At 39.3% G+C, this 22305-nt stretch carries 19 protein-coding genes and 1 riboswitch; of the genes, 5 read left to right on the plus strand and 14 right to left on the minus strand.

Annotated elements, in window-relative coordinates; genetic code table 11:
* The first annotated feature begins 306 nt into the window (after window positions 1-306).
* Window positions 307-3033 carry a TonB-dependent receptor plug domain-containing protein gene (locus BUA72_RS08160; protein ID WP_072922553.1) on the plus strand — a complete coding sequence of 909 codons (2727 nt, stop codon included), beginning with the start codon at window positions 307-309 and terminating at the stop codon, window positions 3031-3033.
* A gap of 416 nt (window positions 3034-3449) precedes the next feature.
* Here the strand turns inward: BUA72_RS08160 and tenA are convergent, their stop codons facing one another.
* The 5 genes from tenA to BUA72_RS08185 form a co-directional block, all read right to left on the minus strand.
* Window positions 3450-4100 (minus strand): thiaminase II, encoded by a 651-nt coding sequence (gene tenA / locus BUA72_RS08165; RefSeq protein WP_072922554.1) that lies wholly within the window; start codon window positions 4098-4100, stop codon window positions 3450-3452.
* On the minus strand, window positions 4087-4920 hold the full coding sequence (thiD, locus tag BUA72_RS08170; protein WP_072922555.1) for a bifunctional hydroxymethylpyrimidine kinase/phosphomethylpyrimidine kinase: 834 nt from the start codon (window positions 4918-4920) through the stop codon (window positions 4087-4089). The genes tenA and thiD overlap by 14 nt, the downstream gene beginning before the upstream one ends.
* Window positions 4917-5552, minus strand: a complete 636-nt coding sequence (gene thiE / locus BUA72_RS08175) for a thiamine phosphate synthase (RefSeq protein ID WP_072922556.1) — start codon at window positions 5550-5552, stop codon at window positions 4917-4919. Before thiE ends, thiD begins: the two co-directional genes overlap by 4 nt.
* On the minus strand, window positions 5549-6346 hold the full coding sequence (gene thiM / locus BUA72_RS08180) for a hydroxyethylthiazole kinase (RefSeq protein WP_175548868.1): 798 nt from the start codon (window positions 6344-6346) through the stop codon (window positions 5549-5551). The genes thiE and thiM overlap by 4 nt, the downstream gene beginning before the upstream one ends.
* Before the next feature lie 62 nt (window positions 6347-6408).
* A riboswitch (TPP riboswitch) is annotated at window positions 6409-6502 on the minus strand.
* Window positions 6503-6556: 54 nt separating this feature from the next.
* Window positions 6557-8398 (minus strand): carbon starvation CstA family protein, encoded by a 1842-nt coding sequence (locus BUA72_RS08185; protein ID WP_072922557.1) that lies wholly within the window; start codon window positions 8396-8398, stop codon window positions 6557-6559.
* 476 nt (window positions 8399-8874) lie between these two features.
* On the opposite strand from BUA72_RS08185, the gene BUA72_RS08190 reads away from it, so the two are divergent.
* Window positions 8875-10953 (plus strand): hypothetical protein, encoded by a 2079-nt coding sequence (locus tag BUA72_RS08190; protein ID WP_072922558.1) that lies wholly within the window; start codon window positions 8875-8877, stop codon window positions 10951-10953.
* Between the two features lie 41 nt (window positions 10954-10994).
* Entirely contained in the window at window positions 10995-11483 is a 489-nt protein-coding gene (locus tag BUA72_RS08195) for a hypothetical protein (protein ID WP_072922559.1), read from the plus strand.
* 58 nt (window positions 11484-11541) lie between these two features.
* Here BUA72_RS08195 and BUA72_RS08200 read toward each other — a convergent pair whose 3' ends face one another.
* Together BUA72_RS08200 and BUA72_RS08205 are read right to left on the minus strand one after the other, a co-directional pair.
* Complete coding sequence (locus BUA72_RS08200) at window positions 11542-11925, minus strand: DUF3037 domain-containing protein (RefSeq protein WP_047455103.1); 384 nt, start codon at window positions 11923-11925, stop codon at window positions 11542-11544.
* On the minus strand, window positions 11912-12685 hold the full coding sequence (locus BUA72_RS08205; protein WP_034728589.1) for a HipA family kinase: 774 nt from the start codon (window positions 12683-12685) through the stop codon (window positions 11912-11914). The genes BUA72_RS08200 and BUA72_RS08205 overlap by 14 nt, the downstream gene beginning before the upstream one ends.
* Window positions 12686-12830: 145 nt before the next feature.
* Between BUA72_RS08205 and BUA72_RS08210 the strand changes: the two genes are divergently transcribed.
* Window positions 12831-13673, plus strand: a complete 843-nt coding sequence (locus BUA72_RS08210; protein WP_072922560.1) for an alpha/beta hydrolase family protein — start codon at window positions 12831-12833, stop codon at window positions 13671-13673.
* Window positions 13674-13737: 64 nt separating this feature from the next.
* Complete coding sequence (locus tag BUA72_RS08215; protein ID WP_072922561.1) at window positions 13738-14250, plus strand: hypothetical protein; 513 nt, start codon at window positions 13738-13740, stop codon at window positions 14248-14250.
* A 381-nt stretch (window positions 14251-14631) separates the two neighbouring features.
* Here the strand turns inward: BUA72_RS08215 and BUA72_RS08220 are convergent, their stop codons facing one another.
* The 7 genes from BUA72_RS08220 to BUA72_RS08250 all read right to left on the minus strand — a co-directional run bounded on the left by BUA72_RS08220 (window position 14632) and on the right by BUA72_RS08250 (window position 22225).
* The gene (locus BUA72_RS08220; RefSeq protein WP_072922562.1) at window positions 14632-15456 is read right to left on the minus strand and encodes a flavin reductase family protein; all 825 of its coding nucleotides are present in this window, start codon (window positions 15454-15456) and stop codon (window positions 14632-14634) included.
* A 134-nt stretch (window positions 15457-15590) separates the two neighbouring features.
* Window positions 15591-16838, minus strand: coding sequence for a fumarylacetoacetase (fahA, locus tag BUA72_RS08225; protein WP_072922563.1), 1248 nt, complete (start codon window positions 16836-16838; stop codon window positions 15591-15593).
* Between the two features lie 68 nt (window positions 16839-16906).
* A complete protein-coding gene (locus BUA72_RS08230) occupies window positions 16907-17365 on the minus strand; it encodes a hypothetical protein (RefSeq protein ID WP_072922564.1) in 459 nt (152 codons plus the stop codon).
* 71 nt (window positions 17366-17436) lie between these two features.
* The gene (gene hppD / locus BUA72_RS08235; RefSeq protein WP_034728580.1) at window positions 17437-18567 is read right to left on the minus strand and encodes a 4-hydroxyphenylpyruvate dioxygenase; all 1131 of its coding nucleotides are present in this window, start codon (window positions 18565-18567) and stop codon (window positions 17437-17439) included.
* Window positions 18568-18801: 234 nt separating this feature from the next.
* On the minus strand, window positions 18802-19596 hold the full coding sequence (locus BUA72_RS08240; RefSeq protein WP_072922565.1) for a hypothetical protein: 795 nt from the start codon (window positions 19594-19596) through the stop codon (window positions 18802-18804).
* Window positions 19597-19735: 139 nt separating this feature from the next.
* Window positions 19736-21010 carry an acetyl-CoA hydrolase/transferase family protein gene (locus BUA72_RS08245; RefSeq protein ID WP_034728578.1) on the minus strand — a complete coding sequence of 425 codons (1275 nt, stop codon included), beginning with the start codon at window positions 21008-21010 and terminating at the stop codon, window positions 19736-19738.
* 27 nt (window positions 21011-21037) lie between these two features.
* Window positions 21038-22225 (minus strand): homogentisate 1,2-dioxygenase, encoded by a 1188-nt coding sequence (locus tag BUA72_RS08250; RefSeq protein ID WP_034728577.1) that lies wholly within the window; start codon window positions 22223-22225, stop codon window positions 21038-21040.
* Between the last annotated feature and the right edge of the window lie 80 nt (window positions 22226-22305).

The following is a 22305-nucleotide window of genomic DNA, read 5'->3' on the forward strand; positions in this document are numbered from 1 at the left end:
GAAAGTATTTGTGTCCTTCGTGTTAAAAATATCGCTCTCAAAACACAAATTGCACGAATGTTTTTCAGTAATAACACAAATAGCTTCGGCAGCTTAGTGGCATTTGTGAAAGTATTTGTGTCCTTCGTGTTTAAAAAAATCTCAAAAGACCAATATATTTTGAGACTTAATCATTAGTGTTTAAAATAATAGACTGAAACTATCTTAAATTTTCATAAAATTAAAGTCTATTAATTTTGTAGACTAATGAATTAGTTTTACATTTGCCACTCAAAAAAAACATAAACTATAAATTGATGTAAGGGTATGAAAAATAAAACGACTATCGTATCAGCTTCTGTACTTTTTTTCCTCGGAACGTATGCTTTCGGGCAGGAAAAAGGAAAAGACAGTGTGAAAACCAATAATGTAGAAGAAGTAGTGGTACTGGGCTCAAGAGCCGGTGCCCGATCTAAAATAGACAGCCCGGTTCCTGTGGATGTCTTCAATATAAAAGAATCTTCAGTAGTTCTTCCGCAGTCCAGTATAGGACAGATTTTGAATGCGGTAGCGCCGTCTTTCACCTCTACCATCCAGACGAATTCAGACGGAACGGACCATTTGGATCCTGCTCAGCTGAGAGGATTGGGACCAGATCAGGTATTGGTTTTGGTTAACGGAAAAAGAAGACATACCTCAGCATTGGTCAATGTGAACGGAACTCCGGGAAGAGGAACGGTAGGAACCGATTTAAATTCGATTCCTTCCTTTGCCTTAAATAGAATTGAAGTCCTGCGTGACGGTGCTTCAGCCCAATACGGATCTGATGCGATTGCCGGAGTGATCAACCTTGAACTGAAAAAAGACATCGGAAAACTAACCGGACAGGTAAGCTACGGAGGAAATTTAACGCCGACTGCCAATGATCATACCGGAAATTTCGACGGACAGAATATTCAGGTTGACCTTAATTACGGAAATAAAATCGGAAATAAAGGAGGTTTCTATAACATCACCTGGTCATCACAGTTCAGAAATCCGACTTCAAGAGCGGGAGCTGAAAGCGGATCAATCTACAACGCCTACAATGCGATTGAAAGACGTGCACAGAACGATGGCGTGAATTTATCTTCCCTTTTTTCAAATATCAATAATGTACCGAACTCCCAGCAGCTTATCAATTACATCCATCAATATGCTCAGGGCGTAAGTTATTTTTCTCAGGATCTGCAGAACCAGATTCAGGGAGCCAACAGCATCGGAGTTTTACAGGGACTTTTGAAGGGAGATTTTACAGATCAGGAACTGGCGTACAGAGGGCAGGAAAGAAAAGATTTCAATATGCAGGTGGGACAGTCGAAACTGAATAACAATCAGCTTTTTGCTAATATCGAGGTTCCTATTAATGATAACTGGAAAGTATATTCTTTCGGAGGTTACAGTTTCAGACACGGAACTTCAGGAGGATTTTACAGAAAACCGAACCAGAGCAGAACATTTACAGGGCTGTATTCAGACGGTTATTTACCACAGATCGGAACTGATATTCAGGACCTGTCGCTTTCCGCAGGAATCAAAGGAAACTGGGATGGCTGGAATATTGATTTAAGCAATACATTCGGACAGAATTCATTCAGTTATAATATTCAGAACACAGGAAATACATCTTTACGTTTTGCATCCCCGAAAGAATTTGATGCCGGAGGTTTAAGATTTTCCCAGAATACCATCAATTTAGATTTCTCTAAAAAATATGATGTCTGGAGTGGAATCAATGTCGCTTTTGGAGCGGAACACCGTTACGAAAATTTTAAAATAACACAGGGTGACGAAGCTTCCTACACGACCTATGATGCTGCAGGAAATGTTTGGAATAATACAAGCCCGAGAGCTACGGATTTCTTTGGAAATGCACTTCCGGGAGGTTCACAGGTTTTCGGAGGATTTAAGCCGGTGAATGCAATTGATAAAAACAGACAGGCAGTAGCAGCTTACGCAGATGTTGAATTTAATTTCACCAACTGGTTATTAGTGGATGCCGCCGCGAGATATGAAAATTATTCAGATTTTGGATCTACCTTTAACTATAAATTAGCGTCAAGAATCAAAGTTGCTCCCAATTTTAATGTGAGATTAGCGGGTTCTACCGGATTCAGAGCGCCTTCTATTCACCAGATCTATTATAATGTGACCTCAACTTTGTTTACCAACAGCCAGCTTCTGGAAGTGGGAACCTTCAGTAATGATTCACAGATTGCAGGACTGTTGGAAATGCCAAAACTGAAGCAGGAAACGTCTAAATCTGCCAGCGTAGGATTTACGTACAGAATTCCTTCAGCGAGTCTGACCTTTACCGCAGATGGATATTTTACCAGAATCAACAATAGGATTATCCTTACCGACCAGTTTTTAAGAGCTGATGTACCTGTCGCAGCACAGGCCGCCTTTGATGCACAGGGAGTTAATGGAGCTCAGTTCTTCACCAATGCCATTGATACGGAAACCAGAGGTATAGACGTTGTGATTTCCCATAATGCAAGATTTTCAGGGATAAAGCTTGACAATAATTTTGCGATTAATGTAAGTGAGACCAGAAAAGTAGGGGATACGCACTCTTCAGGACTTTTGCAGTCTCCAAATCTTGAGAAAATTTATTTTTCTGAAAAGTCAAGAGTGTATCTGGAAGAAGCGGTTCCAAGGGTAAAAGCCAGTTTATCCCACACGCTTTCATGGAAAAATGCAAGTGTGTATCTTAGAAATACCTATTTCGGAAAAGTAACGGGTGCAGATGTGATTGATGCCAACGGTGACGGAATCATCGGATTCAATGAGCATCAGCAGATTGGAGACAAGATCATTACCGATCTTTCATTAGCTTACCAGTTTACAAAAAATGTAGGACTGACCATCGGAGTTAATAATCTCTTTGATATTTATCCTGATAAAAACCTTCCGGCCTCTACCAATAATGACCAGTTCGTTTATTCACGTTCTACGTCTCAGTTTGGCCAGAATGGAAGATATGTATTCTCACGACTTAATTTTAATTTTTAAATCATAGTCCGTTTAAAAACCATATTTTCTGGTTGGAAAAACGCAAAGGCGCAAGATATTTGAATGCATTAGGTTTTAAGGCGCCAGGATTTTATCTCCGATAAAATTGAGTACCGCTGTCATTGCGAGGAGCAGGGCGACGAAGCAATCTCAAAAAAAGGTATTGTTAAATAATTTGAGATTGCTTCACCTAAAGGTTCGCAATGACAGAGGCATAAAAATAGCTGAAAATTTATGATTTTCTTGCGCCTTAAAAACAGTTTCATATTAAAAAAACTTGCGCCTTTGCGTTTACCAACAAAAAAAAACATATCAAAAAGCGGATTCAAATTTTTGAATCCGCTTTTAATATCTGGTGGCTGAGGGTCTCGAAGTCACCAGATATTTGCCTTTTGTTCAATTGAACTCAGATTAATCTACTTCCATGTTTTCAGCTCGTACGCGCCTTCCCAGAAATGGAATTCCATTCTCGTGGACATGATAAAAGCTTCGGTCATTTTCTCCCTTGTTTCCTCTGTACTGTTCTCAGCCAGTCGGTCACAGATGGCAATAGCCTGATCTACGGCAACAGAAAATTCCTCGCCTCCATACGTGTCAATCCACTTTTGATAAGGGTTGTTGATCGTGTTTTGATTGCTGTAAATATAATCTCCAACCTCTCTGTAAATCCAGAAGCAGGGAAGAACTGCCGCCACTGCAATTTCTACAGATTCCAAAGCAGCGGTACTTCTCAGAAAGTGAATGTAATGATGACAGGCAGGTTCCGCTACGCCTTTATCTGAAACCCCAAAATCTACAAAATAAGATTCATGTAGCGCATTTTCCACGACAATGGCATTTTCAGCAAATCGCATAAACGCAAGTACATCCTGAAGATCCTGAATTTTAGCAGCAATCAGCGAAAGCGTTCTCCCAAAATGTTCAAGATATAAAGAATCCTGAGCCATATAAAACCTAAATTTCTCCTGCGGTAAAGTTCCATCTGATAATTCTTTGATAAACGGCATGTCCAGAATAGACTCATAACGTTGTTCTATAGCTTGCCAGGTGTGTTCAGACCATTTCATTTTTGATAAGTTTTTGAGGATTAAAAAAGTGATTAAGCGGACCGTTTCCATGTCCTGTTTGTACGTCTTTTCCGTTGTCTATGGCTTGATAAACGTAGTCTTGTCCCAAAGAAACGGCATCGTATAAATTTTTACCCTGAGCCAGATAGGAAGCAATAGCAGAAGAAAGCGTGCAACCTGAGCCGTGGGTATTGTTGGTGTTAAATTTCACCGTCTCGAAAGAATGAAATTTTTCATGTTCATCATAAAATAAAGACGTGATCGTTGAGGTTTCCTGATGTCCGCCTTTCAAAAGAATGCTTCCACAGCCCAGCTTTTTTATTTCTTTTCCGGCAGTATACAAATCTTCAAGGGTTTTGACTTTCATCTTTGCTAAAATGGAAGCTTCGTCCATATTAGGCGTAATGACATCAGCAATCGGGAAAAGTTTCTCGGTAATAGCCGCTATGGTATCTTCTTCAATCAGGCGGTGACCACTTGTGGCGACCATGACAGGATCAAATACAAGCGGTATTTTTTTATACTTTATTAGCGTTGAAACAATCGTTTCGACCAGTTGTGGGGTATGAACCATCCCGATTTTTATAGCATCCGGAAAAATATCATCCAGAATAGCTTCGATCTGATCCGCTACAGCTTCTACCGGAATAGGATATATGGTTCTTACACCCTGCGTGTTCTGTACCGGTAAAGCCGTTAATACAGATGTCGAGAAACATCCTAAAGCAGAAGCTGTTTTAATATCTGCCTGAATACCTGCGCCGCCGCTTCCGTCAAATCCGGCGATCGTTAATACCGATGGATAAGTGTATTTTTTCATTTTAAGATTTCATTTTTTAATTGATAGGCTGCTTTTTGAGGATCAGGAGCGCTACATATTGCGGAAACTACAGCAAGACAATCTGCCCCTGCATTCATCACCTCCTTTGCATTTCCTAGATGAATATGACCTATGGCTACCAAAGGTTTTTCAGTAAGCTGTCTGATCATTTTAATCCCTTCAAGTCCCCATTCTGTTATGGTGTCCGTTTTTGTATCGGTTCTGAAAACGGGACTGATTCCGAGATAATCAGAAACGGCGGTCTGTTCATTGCCAAGCTGGGTAAGATATTCAATGGAGTAACCAATGATCTTTTTATGGAGAAGAAGCTGTTGTCTTAAATAAACCGGCGAAGCATCGCTGTTTCCCACATGAATGCCTGCGGCATCGACCTTTTCTGCAACCTGAATATTATCGTTAATGATGAGCGGAACTGAATATTTATCTGTCAATTCAATAAGCTGTTGAGCTTTTGCAAGAAAGGAATCTGTACTGCTGTTTTTTTCTCTCAGTTGAATCACATCAACTCCTCCGAGGATAGCGTGTTCGGCCACCTGCAGAAAATTTCGTCCCAAACAGTCAGCTTCAGAAATGACCAGATAAAGTTGATAAGGAAAAGAATTTAAACTCATTTCCTTTCTATTTTTAAACGGTTGGAGAATTCCTGTTCAGTAATCGTATACAGATTATCGATGAGGTTCACCTGAAGACTTCCGGGACCTTTACTTTCTTCAGCAGCCAGCTCCCCCGCAATCCCGATGAATGCCATGGCAGCAGCTACCGCTATTACTTTATCCTCTGTAATTCCTATAAATGCACCGATTAAAGCGGTGGCAGAACATCCCAGACCGGTTACCTTCGTCATAAGCGGATGCCCGTTTTTAATGAAAATTTCCTGTTGGTTATTCAGAATAATATCGGTCTCGCCGGAGATACAGACAATGGTGCCGTATTGGTCAACAAGACTGCGGGCAGCACCTATAGCTTCATTACTCTGTGCAGTACTGTCTACACCTTTGGTAGCGGTGGTATTGCCTTTGGCCAGTGCAATAATTTCAGAAGCATTTCCCCTGATAACGGTAGGTTGATGTTGTAATAGCTGATGTAAAACCTCATCCCTAAAAGAGGTAGCTCCGGCGCCTACAGGATCTAAAACCCACGGCTTTCCGGTTGAATGTGCTGTTTTAGCGGCCAGAATCATACATTCCGACCAGTATTCATCCAGCGTACCAATATTGATCACCACCGAATGTGCGATGCCGATCATTTCCTGAATTTCAGATTTTGCGTGCGCCATGATAGGAGAGGCTCCTGCAGCCAAAAGGGCATTGGCGGTATTGTTCATCACCACATAATTGGTGATATTATGAACCAGAGGAGACTGTTGTCTGACAAGCTGTACCTGTTCCCAAAGAATTTTTTCCATTGTTATCATTTAAAATAAAAATAGCTTCAGGAAAAAATCCAAAACAAAAAGTACACTGTCAACAATGTCATTTTGCTTTTCCCTACGTCGGTGTTAGCCGTATCAGGTTCAAAGGGACTCTCTCAATTCTTTTTCAGAATACCCCTAAAGCAAAACAAATGTATAAAAATTATCAGAGCAGGCAAAAACTCACAAAGGATTTATGACTTCCTATCTTTCTACAAGCTCTTTTACAGGTTCTCCATAATAATCCGTCACAGTGGTTTTGATCTGCAGAAGCTGGTACCATTTGATAAATGCCCCAATGAATACGATCAGCATCAGAACCATGGCTGTTACGGCTAAAGCTGCCAGCAGATACTGTTCTTTGGGAAGATAGATTGCAGTGACCTGAATATAACCGGCCCAAAAAGTAATTCCAGCCATAAAAACTCCCGGAATGGCTGAACATAAGGCATATTTCCCCCTGTTCATCCGGATCAGCATCGTTGTACAGACAATAAGTCCGCAGGCTGCCAGTAGCTGGTTACTGATTCCAAAGAGCGGCCAGATACTGCTGACATTCCCGGTAAATACCAGATAACCCCATGCAAAAGTAAACAAGAGACTGCTGATAATAATTCCCGGAATCCAGTTCTTATCATTGAATTTAGGAATTACAGAACCCAGCATTTCCTGTAAAAAGAAACGGCCTACTCTTGTTCCTGCATCAATAGCGGTAAGGATAAACACCGCTTCAAACATGATGGCAAAATTATACCAGTAAGCAGTCAGCTGATCCATGTACGGGATTTTATTGAAAATATGAGCCATTCCAACGGCTAAAGACACCGCTCCACCCGTTCTTCCGTGAAGCTCAATGCCTATTTTTTGTGAATAATAATCGATATCTACGCCGTGAAGGGAAGGATGTGCTGCCAGGAACGCATCATAAGATTCTTTAGGAGTATTGATGGCAAAATAATCACCCGGCATCAGTGTACAGGCTGCGATCAGAGCCATTAAAGCGACAAAACCTTCTACCAGCATCGCTCCGTAGCCCACAAAAAGGATTTCTTTTTCTTTGTTAAGCATCTTGGGTGTTGTTCCTGTTGCAATCACAGCATGGAAACCTGAAATGGCTCCACAGGCGATCACAATAAAAATAAAAGGTAGTACAGGACCGCCAATGACAGGACCTCCACCATTTATAAATTCTGTAAGGGCAGGCATCTGAATCGTAGGGTGAATCACAATCACACCCACCGCAAGCATAATGATGGTTCCTATTTTTAAGTAGGTTGAAAGATAATCTCTCGGCACCAAAAGCAGCCAAACCGGAAGCACAGAAGCCAGAAAACCATACAGCGGAATAGCAATCGAAATGGTTTTTATATCCCATGTAAACAGGTTGTTCATCGTTTCGTTCTGCATTAAACTATGCCCACCGATAATTCCTGCTATTAAAAGGATCCCGCCTAAAATACTGGCAAAAAGCACACTGTTTTTTCTGTATCTCATGATCAATCCCATGATCACGGCAATAGGCATGGTAATCACAACGGTAAAGAGTGACCACGAAGCTTCATGCATTGCATTGATACAGGCCAATGATAAACCGGCCAGTGTAAGAATCAGTATGAATAAAATGGCAAAACCTGCCACTGTTCCGGTAGTCTTTCCAATTTCCTTGGAGGCAATAGTCGCAAGACTTTGTCCTTTATGCCGTACGGAAGCGAATAAAACCACCATATCATGCACACCACCGCCCAATACACATCCGATCAGGATCCATAATGCGCCGGGAAGGTATCCAAATTGCGCAGCCAAAACAGGTCCCACCAAAGGTCCTGCTGCAGCAATCGCAGCAAAATGGTGTCCGAAAAGAACATTTTTATTGGTTGCCACATAATCTTTTCCATCTGCAAATTCTACAGCAGGCGTTGTATTTTTATCATTAAGCCGAAGTACTTTATTGGCAATGAAAATACCATAAAAACGATAGGCGATCGCAAAAATAAGGACTGATACGAAGATCAGGGTAAGCGCATTGGTGTTATTCAGAAAATCCATACCATTTGTTTTTTAAGAATGAATAATTAAAAATATTGGATATTTTGTTAAGAATAATTTAAACAAAAGCCAAGTTAATTATTTTAGATATAAAAAATGATGATATGTATACTAATCTAGCAAATTTGTATTTTTTTTGAGAATTTTATTTGTTTTTGTTCTGATTGTTAATTAATTGAGTATTTTATGTTTCGAATTTATATATATTCTCCTTTATTTTGAAATTTTGAATGAGCAGATTATTTGTGGATGGTTTTCCCTTTGCATTTACTTGGAACTGTAAATGTATTTATCAGTTAGTTTTTGAATTGTTTTGATGTAATATAAAAAATAAGTATAAATATTAGTTTTTATGTATATTTTTTATATAATTAATAAGTTTATTACGTTTTCGTTGATGAAATATTATTTCACCTCATTAATGTTGGCGATTTTTTGAGATACATATATTTTTGTTGAAAAACATAAATGAATCTATGAAAAATCTATCTTTTTTGGGAGCTTCTCTTCCCCGTATTTTATTGTTTTTTGCTCTGTTTATTTTAATTTCTCCAAAGTTGTATTGTCAGGATTCCCAATTAACCAATACAAGCTACAGCTCCTATGCGCTTTCTACCAACTCACAAAGTTTTAGCTATCTATCTGGAGGAACAGGGGTAAGCATTAATGGAGATGATAAAACAAGTGGAAGTATCCCTTTAGGTTTTACCTTTAAATTTGCCTGTTTAGATTATACTAATGTATATGCAAGCTCAAATGGGTTTTTGTCTTTTTTAGCTCTTGGTTTCTTTGACAGTAACTATAATAATTCATCGGCACCAACCGGCAAATTTTTAGCTCCTTTTTGGGATGATTTAGATGGAACAGGAGGTACGGCAAGTTACAAGACTGAAGGTGTGGCTCCAGGCAGGGTCTTCAGTATAGAATGGAAAAACTGGAAAAGATCAGGTAACTCATCCGGTTCTATTTCTTTTCAAATTAAACTATTTGAAGGAACGAATGCCATCCAATATATCTATAAGCAGGAAAGTGCAAGTGGAGGGAATAATATTTCTGCCAGCATCGGCCTTTACGATGATAATGATTCGTCAAAAAAAAGATGGCTGAATAATTCATCTGCATCTCCTACAGCTTCTGATATTAAAACTTCAGATATTGCCAGCAGACCGGCCACTAATCAGGTTTATATTTTTACACCTCCCACCAACTGTTCTCTAATCTGTACCGGGAGGACTTTACTCAATGGGACTGGCGGAACAAATACGACAGACGGGATGCGTGTCATTATGAGTGGTGCGGGTAATTTACAGATCCTTAGAAATAATAAAGGACAAATTTACGGACAGAACAATGTACTTGCTTCAGGATCATCCAGCCCTTATTCAACACCGTCTTCACTTGGTTTTCACGGAATCGTATTGGGTATTGGAAAAACACAGTATACAGGGGGAGGAACAGAGGCTTTATTTGGGTATACAGACGGAGGGAGACTAAGCATCTTATCTAGTACATGTCAAAGCAGTACAGGTCCTGATGCACAGGGGTTTGAGCAAAATGTTATCCGTTTGAAAGCCGTCAAAAATAATCTGGAATATTATCTTACCGTTACGTATACCTATAAGAAACCTGATGGTTTTATTATGGTTGATTATCATGTTGATATTCCGGCAGGTAATACAGAGGAAATAAAGCTGGCTCACGGCTGGGATACCTATTTGTCCGGAAATGACAAAGGTCCTGGATTTGTTTACGGAAAAGTACCTAATTTAACAGTAGGAGTATATAATCCCAATATGGAAGGGATTTATGAAGCCTTTCAATATGTGTCCGGAGTAAAGTGGAGTGGATATTATTCTGCCAGTTATAGCGGAGGAAATGATGATCTATCCAATAATCTGACTTTTAAAAATACTATCGATCCGGATGCGGGTACAGATAATGGAATTGGTATTTCCATTAATTTTGGAAGTACTGCCGGCCAATATAATAATAAAACTAAAATTCTTTTTACCTGTAATGCTCCCAATTCAGCACCGGTTCTCACTTCAACTTCTATTGCCTGTGCCAATGGAATGGTTAATCTCAATAATTTTGTGACTTCCCTAAACCCCAATCCATACAATTTGAAAATCGTCTGGAGGTCAGGCACTACCAATGCTGAGATATTGGATCCTACTCATGTGAACCATCCGGGAACCTATATTGTTTCATATAAAGATACATTAAATAACTGCGAATCTCCAGGCAGTACTTTTACGATAACAGGAAAATGCTCGGATTCATGCGTTAAGTCGCCATCTACAGCCACACCTGAAAAGTTTACGAAAATTGGAATATCCGGATATGAAAAAATCCAGAATAACTGGCCCGATAAGATACCCAACGGTTTTATTGCAGTAGAATCCGGATTTGAAGGAATAGTCCTTACTAGAACTACGCCGGAAAAAATTCTTAAGCCTATTGAAGGAATGCTCATTTATGATACATCAAAAAACTGTTTCAGTTTATATAACGGTACGGCTTGGAAGTGTATCCAGAAATCATGTAATGAATAATATATCTGCTAAATATGAATAATAAATATCTAACAAGAAATATGACTTTTTTTCTATTCTTTTTTGCTGTGGCAGCAAGCGCACAGATAGGAGTGGAAAGAGAATCCGTAAGAGGAAGTGGAATTCTGGATTTCGCAGAAGGACAGGATAAAGGAATTATTATTCCCATTTTGAATACATCTGTTAACCTCAATCCTTCACCGGGAACTATACTGATGCATCAAAGTGTCATAAAAGGAATAACGAGTAGCGGACCACTGAATCTTAGCGGTACCGGAGATACTTCTGTGGTAACCTATAACAGTTCTGCACCAAGAGCATCGGAAGTTAATCATATGATCATAGGAAGCTCAAGCTCTTCAGTTTCCGGTGGTGCTTTGATTTTTGAAGCCGAAGATAAAGCATTAATATTGCCGTACGTTTCCGATGTAGAACAAATGCCAAGTCCCTATCCCGGAACAATCTGCTATGATGTTAATAGCAAGAGTTTTGCTGTATTTGATGGGAAGGTCTGGAATTTTTGGAAATAAATATTGTTCATGATCAATCCGCAGGAATGCCGCTGCGGAATGATTGATGAATAAAAAATTATTTTACTAACTCCTCAAAAAGTTTACCAAAAGTCTTTTCCAGGTCTTTAGATTTTCCCGGATGAGGTCTAGAAGTCTGAACGACAGAACTTCTCACAGCCGTCAGCCAGCGGAATCGCTCAGGAATGTCCATCAGGGCAATCGGGCCTCCTTCTTTGTCACCATTTGCAATTTTCTGGAAGCTTTCCAGATTCTGAATGATGTCGTCGTAATCAATTTTATTGTGCATCAGCTTGAATTTATCCGGACACAGATGAAATTCCACGCGGATAAACTTCTCTTTTTTAGAAAACATCACGAGTCCTATGTTGAAAAATTCTTCTCTTTCAACCTTCGGTACTAGGCGTATAACGGCGTATTCGTATATTTTATCCTCTTGCATTTTTCGCTTCGTTTACAAAGATTTGAGAATTTTCTAACCTGGTTTTCATGAACTGGAAATAGATCTCACGAATCTCCTCCGGTGTTTCATCGGCATCATTCCACTGGAGCCAGTCTTCAGGAATCAAATTGACGATATCCCTGAATAATGTATCATTCAATACTTCGTGGGCGAATTGATCGGCTTCATCCAGCCTGTTGGCTTTCGGAAGTAATACATGATCTTTCACATATTTGAAAGGTGTTTTGGCTGCTGCATCAAAATTCTGCCACGAATGATGGAAATAAAATGATGCTCCGTTGTCGATGACCCAAAGCTCTTTATGCCACATCAGAAGATTCGTATTCCTGAAAGTACGGTCGATATTCGTGATGAATGCATCCAGCCAAACGATTTTTGAAGCCAGAAGCGGATCCACTTTTACGCCCGGATCATAGGTGATAGAGCCTGAAAGATAATGAAGTCCCAGATTCAGGCCTTCCGAAAATTTCAGCAGTTCCTGAATTTCCTCATCAGCTTCCGTTCTTCCGAAGTCAACATCAAGGTTTACAAATACCAGCTCAGGAATCTGTAGTCCCAAAGCTTCTGTGATCTTACCGCCTAGAAGTTCGGAGATCAGCATTTTTACCCCGTGGCCAGCGCCGCGAAATTTCAGTACATATTTAAAATCATCATCAGCTTCTGCCAAAGCAGGAAGAGATCCACCTTCCCTCAGGGGCAGGATGTAACGCATGACGGTTACCGTTCTTAAATCCAGCATACCGCAAAATTAAGGTTATTTTTTGATAAGTTATGGTCTGTACGAATGAGAACGAAAATAAGATGAAAACAAAAGCGCTAAGGATTTTTTCATTAATTTAGAGTGTTGCGAAATGCCACAAAGACTAAATAAAAGTTTTAATTCTATGAAATTGATAAAAGAAATTAATATAAAGCTTGGAAACCCCGAAACCAGAGATTTTCTGGCAGATGCATTGTATCCCGAAACGGATGAAAAATTACCGTTGGTGATTTTTGTTCATGGCTACAAAGGCTATAAAGACTGGGGTGCATGGAATCTGATGGCGGAAAAGTTCGCTGAAGCCGGTCTTTTCTTTGTGAAATTCAATGCTTCCCATAATGGAACTACAGTGGAGGATCCCCATAATTTTGCTGATTTAGAGGCGTTCGGGAATAATAATTATTCAAAAGAGCTTTCAGATTTGGGGGTGGTGATTGATCATTTTGTAAAACATCCGAGTGTGGATAACCAGAGGATTGTTCTGATCGGTCACAGCAGAGGAGGAGGAATTTCCATCATCAAGACTTTTGAAGACGAAAGAATCAACGGACTGATCACACTGGCCAGTGTAGATACTTTGGAACGTTTTCCCAGAAATGAAGCGCTTGAAAACTGGAAAAAAGAAGGTGTATACTATGTTCTGAACGGCCGTACAAAACAGGAAATGCCGCATTACTATCAGTTTTACGAAGATTTTGAAAATAACGTACACCGTTTCGATGTGGAAAGAGCGACAGAAATGGCCAAAGCGTATGTACTGATCGTTCATGGAACGAATGATGAAAGTGTAAGCGTAAAAAATGCGGAACATCTTCATATCCTGAACCCCAATTCGGAACTGTTCTTAGTTGAAAATGCAGATCATACCTTCGGATCAAAGGAACCGTGGACTGAAAAAGAGCTTCCGGAAAACTTAAAAGTCGTGACTGACAAGTGTATTGATTTTATTAATAAGAATATGGAATAAGGTTAATAGTGGAATAAAATTTGAATACTGACGTTCTAATTATTAACCACCATATTAAATTATTATGAAAAAATTGATCGTAAGCGCCTGTGCGTTTTCATTATTCGCCGTGATCTCATGTAAAAAAGAAGCCAAAACAGATGTACCAGCCACCGGCGATTCTGTAACGACCGTCATGCCGAAAGATTCTGCAACGGCACCTAAAACTGACTCAACAGCTTCTACAACTGCAGTAACAGCTTCTACGGAGAATATTATCACCAAAAATACAGGTAAATATCCTCATGATATTAAGCTGTTTGAAGACAAAAGTTTTGCAGACCGGGTTAAAAAACTTACCGGAGCGCAATATGATGAAATGCTTAAGAATTTCAACGTAGAATCTCCAATTGTATCTGAGAACGGAATCTATAAAGTAACAGGCTGTAAGCAGCATGACTGCCCGGGATATTCAACGTCTATCTTCTATGATTCGAAGAACGATAATCTGAATGTGTCTATTGATAAAAACGGGAAAGTAACCGATTTTGCTGAGAAAGGGAAAATTACGGTTACTGATGCGTTGAAATCTAAATAAAATCTAGACTGTAAAACCTATCTGTCATTGCGAACCTTTAGGTGAAGCAATCTAAAGTGTTTTTTTTTGAGATTGCTTCGTCGCTGCGCTCCTCGCAATGACCATCGGGATTCAATTTTATCGGAGATAAAATCATTGCGCCTTAAAGCAGTGTAATTAGATGTTTAGCGCCTTTGCGAATTCCAACATTTTAAAAAATATTAAGCGAATTTTTTTGACGCAAAGTTTTAAAATTAGAATCTATTATTTAGGGGAGCAAAGAGGGAATCAACGTGTTGATTCGATGAAGGAGAATGTGAGAGCGTTTAAATTTTACAGCTAAGAAAATAAATAAAAAACCAGCCTGCAAATCAGGCTGGTTTTGTTTTGTATAAGCTTATGTTATGCTATTGTTAAAAGCGTCCAGGCCTCTTCAATTTTACTTTCCAACAGTAATTTCTGAGCGTCTGTATGAATATTTTCATCCGCATGGAATTCTCCTGCAGGAAGTATTTCTACATTGGCGAGCATTCCCAGATCGTTTCCTGTAAATATTTTACTGTATTTGATAGAATCCGGCAGAAGATCAAACCCGATTCCTTTTGTTACTAAAGGTTTAGGTACTTCAAAAATACTGTTCTCATTGCTTCTGGAGTAAAAGTTTCCTCCTAAGCGGGCCACCATATCCAGTTTTTGCTGATCTAAATTCCCGGCTTCATTCAGGTATTCTTCTCTGATATGAATTTTCTGAACCTCACAGATCACCAGATTTCCGGCACCTCCCTGATCTCCCAGAGATTTCACTTCTAAAACTTTACATTCAAAGTTAACCGGGCATTCTTCAATCAGTTTAGGCTGTACCAGATCTGCATCTTTCATGGTCAGTCCGGATTTGATGAATTCATTGATTCCGGTTTCATATTCTGTAGAAGCCAGAGAAATCTGCTGTACGATTGGGAAATTTACGGTTCCGATTACTACTTCCGGAACTTCCAGAACATTTTCAAGCGTATGTTTGGTCGTATTGTCGCGTACTCTCCTCGATGGTGAAAAAATCAATATCGGAGGAACTGTACTGAACATATTAAAAAAACTGAATGGGGATAAATTGATCGTTCCGTTTTTATCTACCGTAGAAGCCAAAGCAATCGGACGCGGAGACACGGCGGTCTGCATGATGGTCTGAAGCTGGACGGGGGATAATTCGGATGGGATAACTGTTTTCATTGTTTATTTTTAACACTTAATTAATTTTTGTCTTAAAACCTCATAGGTTTTCAAAACCTATGAGGTTTAATATTCTATTGTTTTATTAAGTTTAATTTCTTACTAACTTAATTAAAACTAAAGTGTTTAAAAGATTAAACCGTTGGAATAATTTTTCCTGAAACATCACCAAAACCTACTCTCACACCGTCTTTTTCAGCCCATGCTTTCATCGTAACGGTATCGTTATCTTCGATGAATTTTCTTTCCTGGCCGTCTTTTAACTGTAAAGGATTTTGTCCTCTCCATGTTAGTTCCAGCATGGATCCGAAAGATTTTGGATCGCTTCCTGAAATAGTTCCGCTGGCGTATAAGTCTCCAACTTCTACATTACATCCGTTTATCGTATGGTGAGCCAGTTGCTGAGTCATATTCCAGTACATGAATTTATAATTACTTTCTGAAATCAGGTTTTCTTCCCCGTTTTCAGGTTGTAAATAGACTTCAAGATTGATATCGTAATTTTTATCGCCTTCAAATTTTAAATAGTCTAAAACTTCAGGTTCCTGCTTTGGAGAAGCTGTTCTGAAAGGTTCCAGTGCTTCAAGGGTAACTACCCATGGAGAAATAGATGATCCGAAGTTTTTACCAAGGAATGGTCCCAGTGGAACATATTCCCAAGCCTGAATATCTCTTGCTGACCAGTCGTTGAATACCACCATTCCGAAGATGGCTTCTTCAGCTTCTTTTGTGGAAATACTTTCACCCATTTCTGAGTTTCTGTTCAGGATAAAGGCCATTTCCAGTTCAAAATCCAACTGCTTACTTGGTCCGAAAAGTGGTTTTTCTGCATCTGCAGGTTTCGTCTGACCTTTAGGACGGTTAATTTCTGTTCCTGAAACCACGATAGAAGAAGCTCTTCCGTGATAGCCTACAGGAAGGTGTTTCCAGTTGGGAAGCAATGCGTTTTCCGGATCGCGGAACATTTTTCCTACGTTGGTGGCATGCTCGATGCTGCTGTAGAAATCCGTGTAATTCGGGATGTGTACCGGCATCATCATTTTTACCTGATCCAGGTCATAGAATGCGTCTGCAATTGTTTTTTCGTCTTTTGACAGCGTTGAACCTTCCTGCAGAAGTTCCTGGATTCTCACACGTACCGCATTGGTGATCGGTTTTCCCAGCTCGATAAATTCGTTGATGGTATAAGCTTCAAAGATATTGTCGTCTAATCCCTGAATATCTTCAAAATATCCAAGATCGTAAAGGGTCGCAAGATCTACTACCTGATCTCCGATCCTTGTACAGCATCCGATATATTCTTTATTAAAAACTGCTACTCCGAAAGGAATATTATGTATAGAAAAGTCTGAATCCGAAGAATACTCTACAAATGATTTCATAATTTTTTTTGGAATTAAATTAAGGTGTAAGATAACAAATCCCTCATGATTTGCTGTCTGAAAAGAATTTATTTCTTTTTGGAATAAGAGGCTTCATCAATCCATCTGTCTTTTGTATTGACATCAATAAGATACAGAATGTCTTTCTGCCTGGTAAGCAGTAAAGTTTTGGTCACGGGAAGCGGCACTTTTTTATTTTCGAGCTTGTCTGCACGCAGGGAAACAATATTTTTTCTTCTGACAATATCACCCGTAAAAACGTTTGAACTGCTTTCGCCGGTAGCTTTGTCATCAAAAACTTCTACGTAGGTTGCTTCATTTCCTTTGATAATGATAAAATCTCTTTCCGTGTGGTCTTCCGCATCTTTAATGAAGACAAACTTCTTGTTGTCGATATTGACACTTTCAAGATTTTGGTTAATGCCCTTTCTTTCTTCCAGTCGGTTAAGGATTTCATTCAGGGTTCCATATTGAGCTTTAAGCCCTAATGCTCCGAAAAATAAAATCCCAATAAAAAATTTTCTCATACGGTGTGTTTTTATAAAAAAGTTTTGTCAAGACTTCTCATCCTGACAAAACTTATTCTTCTATTGTAAAATTAAAGATTTCCTCTTCTGTCCTGCTCTCTTTCAAGTGCTTCGAACAATGCCTTGAAGTTTCCGGCACCAAAACTCTGTGCACCGTGTCTTTCAATGATTTCGAAGAACAGGGTAGGACGGTCTTCTACAGGCTTCGTAAAGATCTGAAGCAGATATCCTTCCTCATCATGATCAATAAGGATGCCTAAGTCCTGTAATTTTTTAAGATCTTCGTCAATATGACCCACTCTTTCAGGAACCATGTCATAATAAGCTTCCGGCGGAGCAGATAAGAATTCTACACCACGCTTCTTCAGTTCAGTGACAGTGTGGATGATGTCTCTTGTGGCTACGGCGATGTGCTGTACACCTTCACCTTCGTAGAAATCAAGGTATTCTTCTACCTGAGATTTCTTTTTACCTTCTGCAGGCTCATTGATCGGGAATTTTGCAAATCCGTTTCCGTTGGACATTACTTTAGACATCAGTGCAGAATACTCCGTATTGATCTGTTTGTCGTCAAAAGAAAGGATGTTCACAAAGCCCATTACTTTTTCGTACCATTCTACGGTAGGGATCATTCTGTTCCAGTCTACGTTTCCTACACAGTGGTCTACGTATAATAAACCTGCATCTTCAGGATTGTAAGCACTTTCCCATTTTTCGTAGCCAGGCATGAAAGCACCTTTGTAATTTTTTCTTTCGATGAACATGTGGATGGTTTCCCCGTAAGTATAAATTCCGGACATTCTTACTTCACCCTGATCATCGGTTAAAGTTACCGGCTCTAGATAAGGTTTTCCACCTCTTTTAGTAGTTTCCTCGAAAGCCTGGTAAGCGTCATCTACCCAAAGTGCCAAAATTTTCACTCCATCACCGTGTTTTTTTACGTGTTCGCTGATAGGTGAATCGGATTTAAGCCCTGTTGTTAATACCAGTCTTATCTTCCCCTGTTGAAGAACATAAGAAGCACGGTCTCTTACTCCTGTTTCAGGACCCGCGTATGCTACAGACTGAAAACCAAATGCGGTTTTGTAATAATGGGCAGCCTGTTTAGCATTTCCTACATAAAACTCAATGTAATCTGTACCGTTGATCGGTAAAAAATTCTCAGCTTGAGCAATTTTTTCGGCAAATGTAAGTGTTGACATATTTCTATTTTTACTTTTTTTAATGGTATGCAAATTACAAAAATCTTGTAAATAGCGAAAACATTCAAATGGATTCCTTGAATATACTTAACATAAAATTAAAGAAGTGTTCATTTAAGTATATTTAAGTTTATTTATAATGAAAAGGGATGTCTACATTTGTTATTACAAAGAACAAGTGAAAAAGAAAAATATTTTCGAAACAGGAAAGCCGTAGAAGTTCTACGGCTTTCTTTATTTTTCTATATCTACTTTCCTGTTCAGTCTTCCTGCATCAGGATTATAATTGTCCCAGATCTTCCATACATTGTCTATTTTACGCATAAAATAGATTTGTGTATTAAGCTGATTGACAAAATGTTCTTCGCCGGTTTCTCCAACTTTGAATAACAGATTCCAGAACTCCTGGGTTTCCAGAATTTTTTTATCCGGTTCATCCGTAACGAGATGGATGTCAAAAACTTCATAGTTGGAACGGTTGTTTTTCGTCACCAGCTGAAAATCTCTTTCACACAATTCTCTGCTGAACTGTGAAGTTCTTTCCAGAAATGGGGAACCGTCAAATACCAGCTCTTTAAAAATATCCGTTTTATGTTCCGGAAAATGTTTGTAAAATTCAAAAGCGGTGGCGCAATAATCGTAGACCATTTTAGTCAGAAATTCAAGGCCTTCCCCTAATTCCTTCTCGTTGTTCTTTATTTTTACAGACTGTATGTAGTCGTTTAAATCTTTGTAACCGAGGAAGATACAGATCTTATCCAGTGTTTTCAGGAACCGGAGGTCATTATGGGTTTTATCCTGATAATCATTTTCGAAAAAACGCTGCAGCGTAACATGCGATATCGTATTTCCTATTTCAAATTTTTTTCCGCCTTTCAGTTCTTCAGCGTCAGATAATTCATCTTTTATAATTTCGGAAAGAATAATATAATGGCTTCTTTTCCATTCACTCACATTCCCCAAAACAGAATTCCTTACTTTCGAATGTTTTTCAACTTCTTCCCGTATCGAATTATATATCGTTTTCAATTTCCCTTGGTTTTAAATGAGTTTATCAAAAACACTGCCAAAATGTTAAAGCTTTTTTAAGATTTGTCCTGTTTTTGTTAATAATATCTACGTTTTTCCCACGAAGATGATGCATGGAGAAAACGCAGTATTTAGATTTTTATTGTTTAAACCGTTCATAGGCAGCTCTTTCCAGCATTTCCCTGTCATCCGGGTGTGCGATGCTGATCAGTTCCTGAGCTCTCTGACGGAGATTTTTACCATATAGATACGCGGTACCATATTCTGTCACGACATAGTGAATGTGTCCTCTTGTGGTCACCACTCCGGCGCCCTGTTTAAGAAAAGGAACTATTCTTGAGATGCCTTTTTTAGTTCTTGATGTGATCGCAATGATCGGTTTTCCGTCTTCGCTCAATGCAGCGCCTCTCATAAAGTCCATCTGACCACCGATTCCACTGTACTGCAAGGTTCCGATAGAATCTGCACAAACCTGTCCTGTAAGGTCAATTTCAATGGCTGAATTAATAGCGACCATCTTTTTGTTCCTCATGATATTGATCGGGAAGTTTACATCGCTTACATCTTTAAAATCAAAAACAGTATTATCATCTACATAGTCATAGAGTTTTCTGGTCCCGAAGCAGAAACTTGTGATGGTTTTATTATCATGGTAGCCTTTGTACTTATTGTTAATAACATCACTTTGAATCAGATCAATCACTCCATCACTCAACATTTCGGTGTGTACACCGAGGTCCTTGTGATTCGTTAAGCATTTCAAAACAGCATCAGGAATCGTTCCGATGCCCATTTGAAGCGTGGATCTGTCATCGATCAGTTCAGCTACATTTTTACCAACAAGCATTTCTACTTCACCAACTTTTGAACCATAGTCTACGGTTGGAAGTTCCTCTTCATGCCAGACTAACTTGTGTATTCTGCTGATATGGATCATTCCGTCTCCGTGGGTTCTCGGCATCAGAGGATTGACAATAGCTACAATAAGTTTTGCGGTATCTACGGCTGCTCTTGCGATGTCTACAGAGGTTCCCAACGTACAGAAACCGTGTTTGTCCGGTGGAGAAACGGTCACTAAAGCCACATCCAGCGGCAGTATATTTTTTCTGAATAGAATAGGGATCTCGCTTAAGAAAACGGGTACAAAATCTCCACGCTCTGAATTCACAGCATCCCTCACAGGAGTGGATACGAATAGAGAATTGACAAAGAAACTATTCTTGTATTCAGGTTTGGCAATTTCCACATTTCCCTGCTGGGTTATGGAAACCATTTCTACGTTTTCCAGACGGTGAGACTGTCTTGCCAGCTCGTCAATAAGATGATTCGGAGTACATGCACTCCCGTGAAAAAATACGCGGTTTCCGCTTTTTACAGTGTATATAGCTTCTTCTGCACTAATATAATTGTACATAATGAAATTTTTTTATGAATGATTTTTTTATTCCTGAGAACGGTCTTCCATGGTTTTGTCTGATTCTTCCAGCCATGAAGTTTTGTATGAAGGATCTTCCACTTTCAAAGCTTCTTCCGTAATTTTCAACGGACGGAACGGATCTACCATTACCGCATATTCTTCAGTGAATTTTTTACCGATACTTCTTTCCATAGCACCCGGGTGAGGTCCGTGAACGATGCCTCCTGGGTGTAAAGTAAAGTCCATAAGGTCGATGTGATTACGGCTCATGAAATCTCCTTCCGTGTAGAACAGAACCTCATCAGAATCAATGTTGGAGTGGTTGTAAGGAGCCGGAATAGCCATTGGGTGGTAGTCGTACATTCTTGCACAGAACGAGCACACTACGAAATTATGACCTTCAAAATTCTGATGTACCGGTGGCGGTTGGTGAATTCTTCCGGTGATCGGCTCAAAGTTTTTGATATTGAATTTATAAGGATAAAAATACCCATCCCATCCTACGACATCAAACGGATGTGTGGCGTAGATGAAATCTGTGATCTGGTTTTCTTTTTTTACTTTAATCAAAAATTCTCCTTTTTCATCTTTCGGCTCCTTGAAAACGGGTGCGATCATATCTCTTTCGCAGAATGGAGAATGTTCAAGAAGCTGTCCGAACTCGTTTCTGTAACGTTTCGGAGTATAGATAGGCGAGTGGCTTTCAAGGACAAAAAATACGGTGTCCTCTGAGTTCACTTCCACCTGATAAATGGTTCCTCTCGGAATAATAAGATAATCACCTGTAACAAATTCCAGGTCTCCTACAAAAGTTTTCAGAATTCCGGTTCCGTTGTGTACGTATAAAAGTTCGTCACATTCAGCATTTTTGTAGAAATAATCCATCGACTTTCTGGGTTTCGCCAGTCCCATTTTCAGGTCATTGTTCATCAGAAGGATCTTTCTGCTGTCCATGAAATCATCTTCCGGCGTTACATTCATTCCCTTAAACATTCTCGGAGCAATATTCTTTTCTACCGCAATTTTTGGTGTCACATCTTTCGGTTCCCCGATAGATTTGATCTGTGTAGGGCGGTGAGTATGATAAAGCAGCGATGAAATTCCGTGAAAACCTTCCGTTCCGAAAAGCTGTTCATAGTAAAATTTATCTTCCGGTGATTTGAAAATCGTATGTCTTTTTTGTGGGATGTTTCCCGCCTGATGATATCTCATAGTACTTTTATATCTAGTTTCTCAAATTTAATCATTTTTCGTGAATTGATTCTAACAACATTTGTCATGGTGTTTTGTAA

This window comes from Chryseobacterium sp. OV279 (assembly GCF_900128945.1).
GTDB lineage: Bacteria > Bacteroidota > Bacteroidia > Flavobacteriales > Weeksellaceae > Chryseobacterium.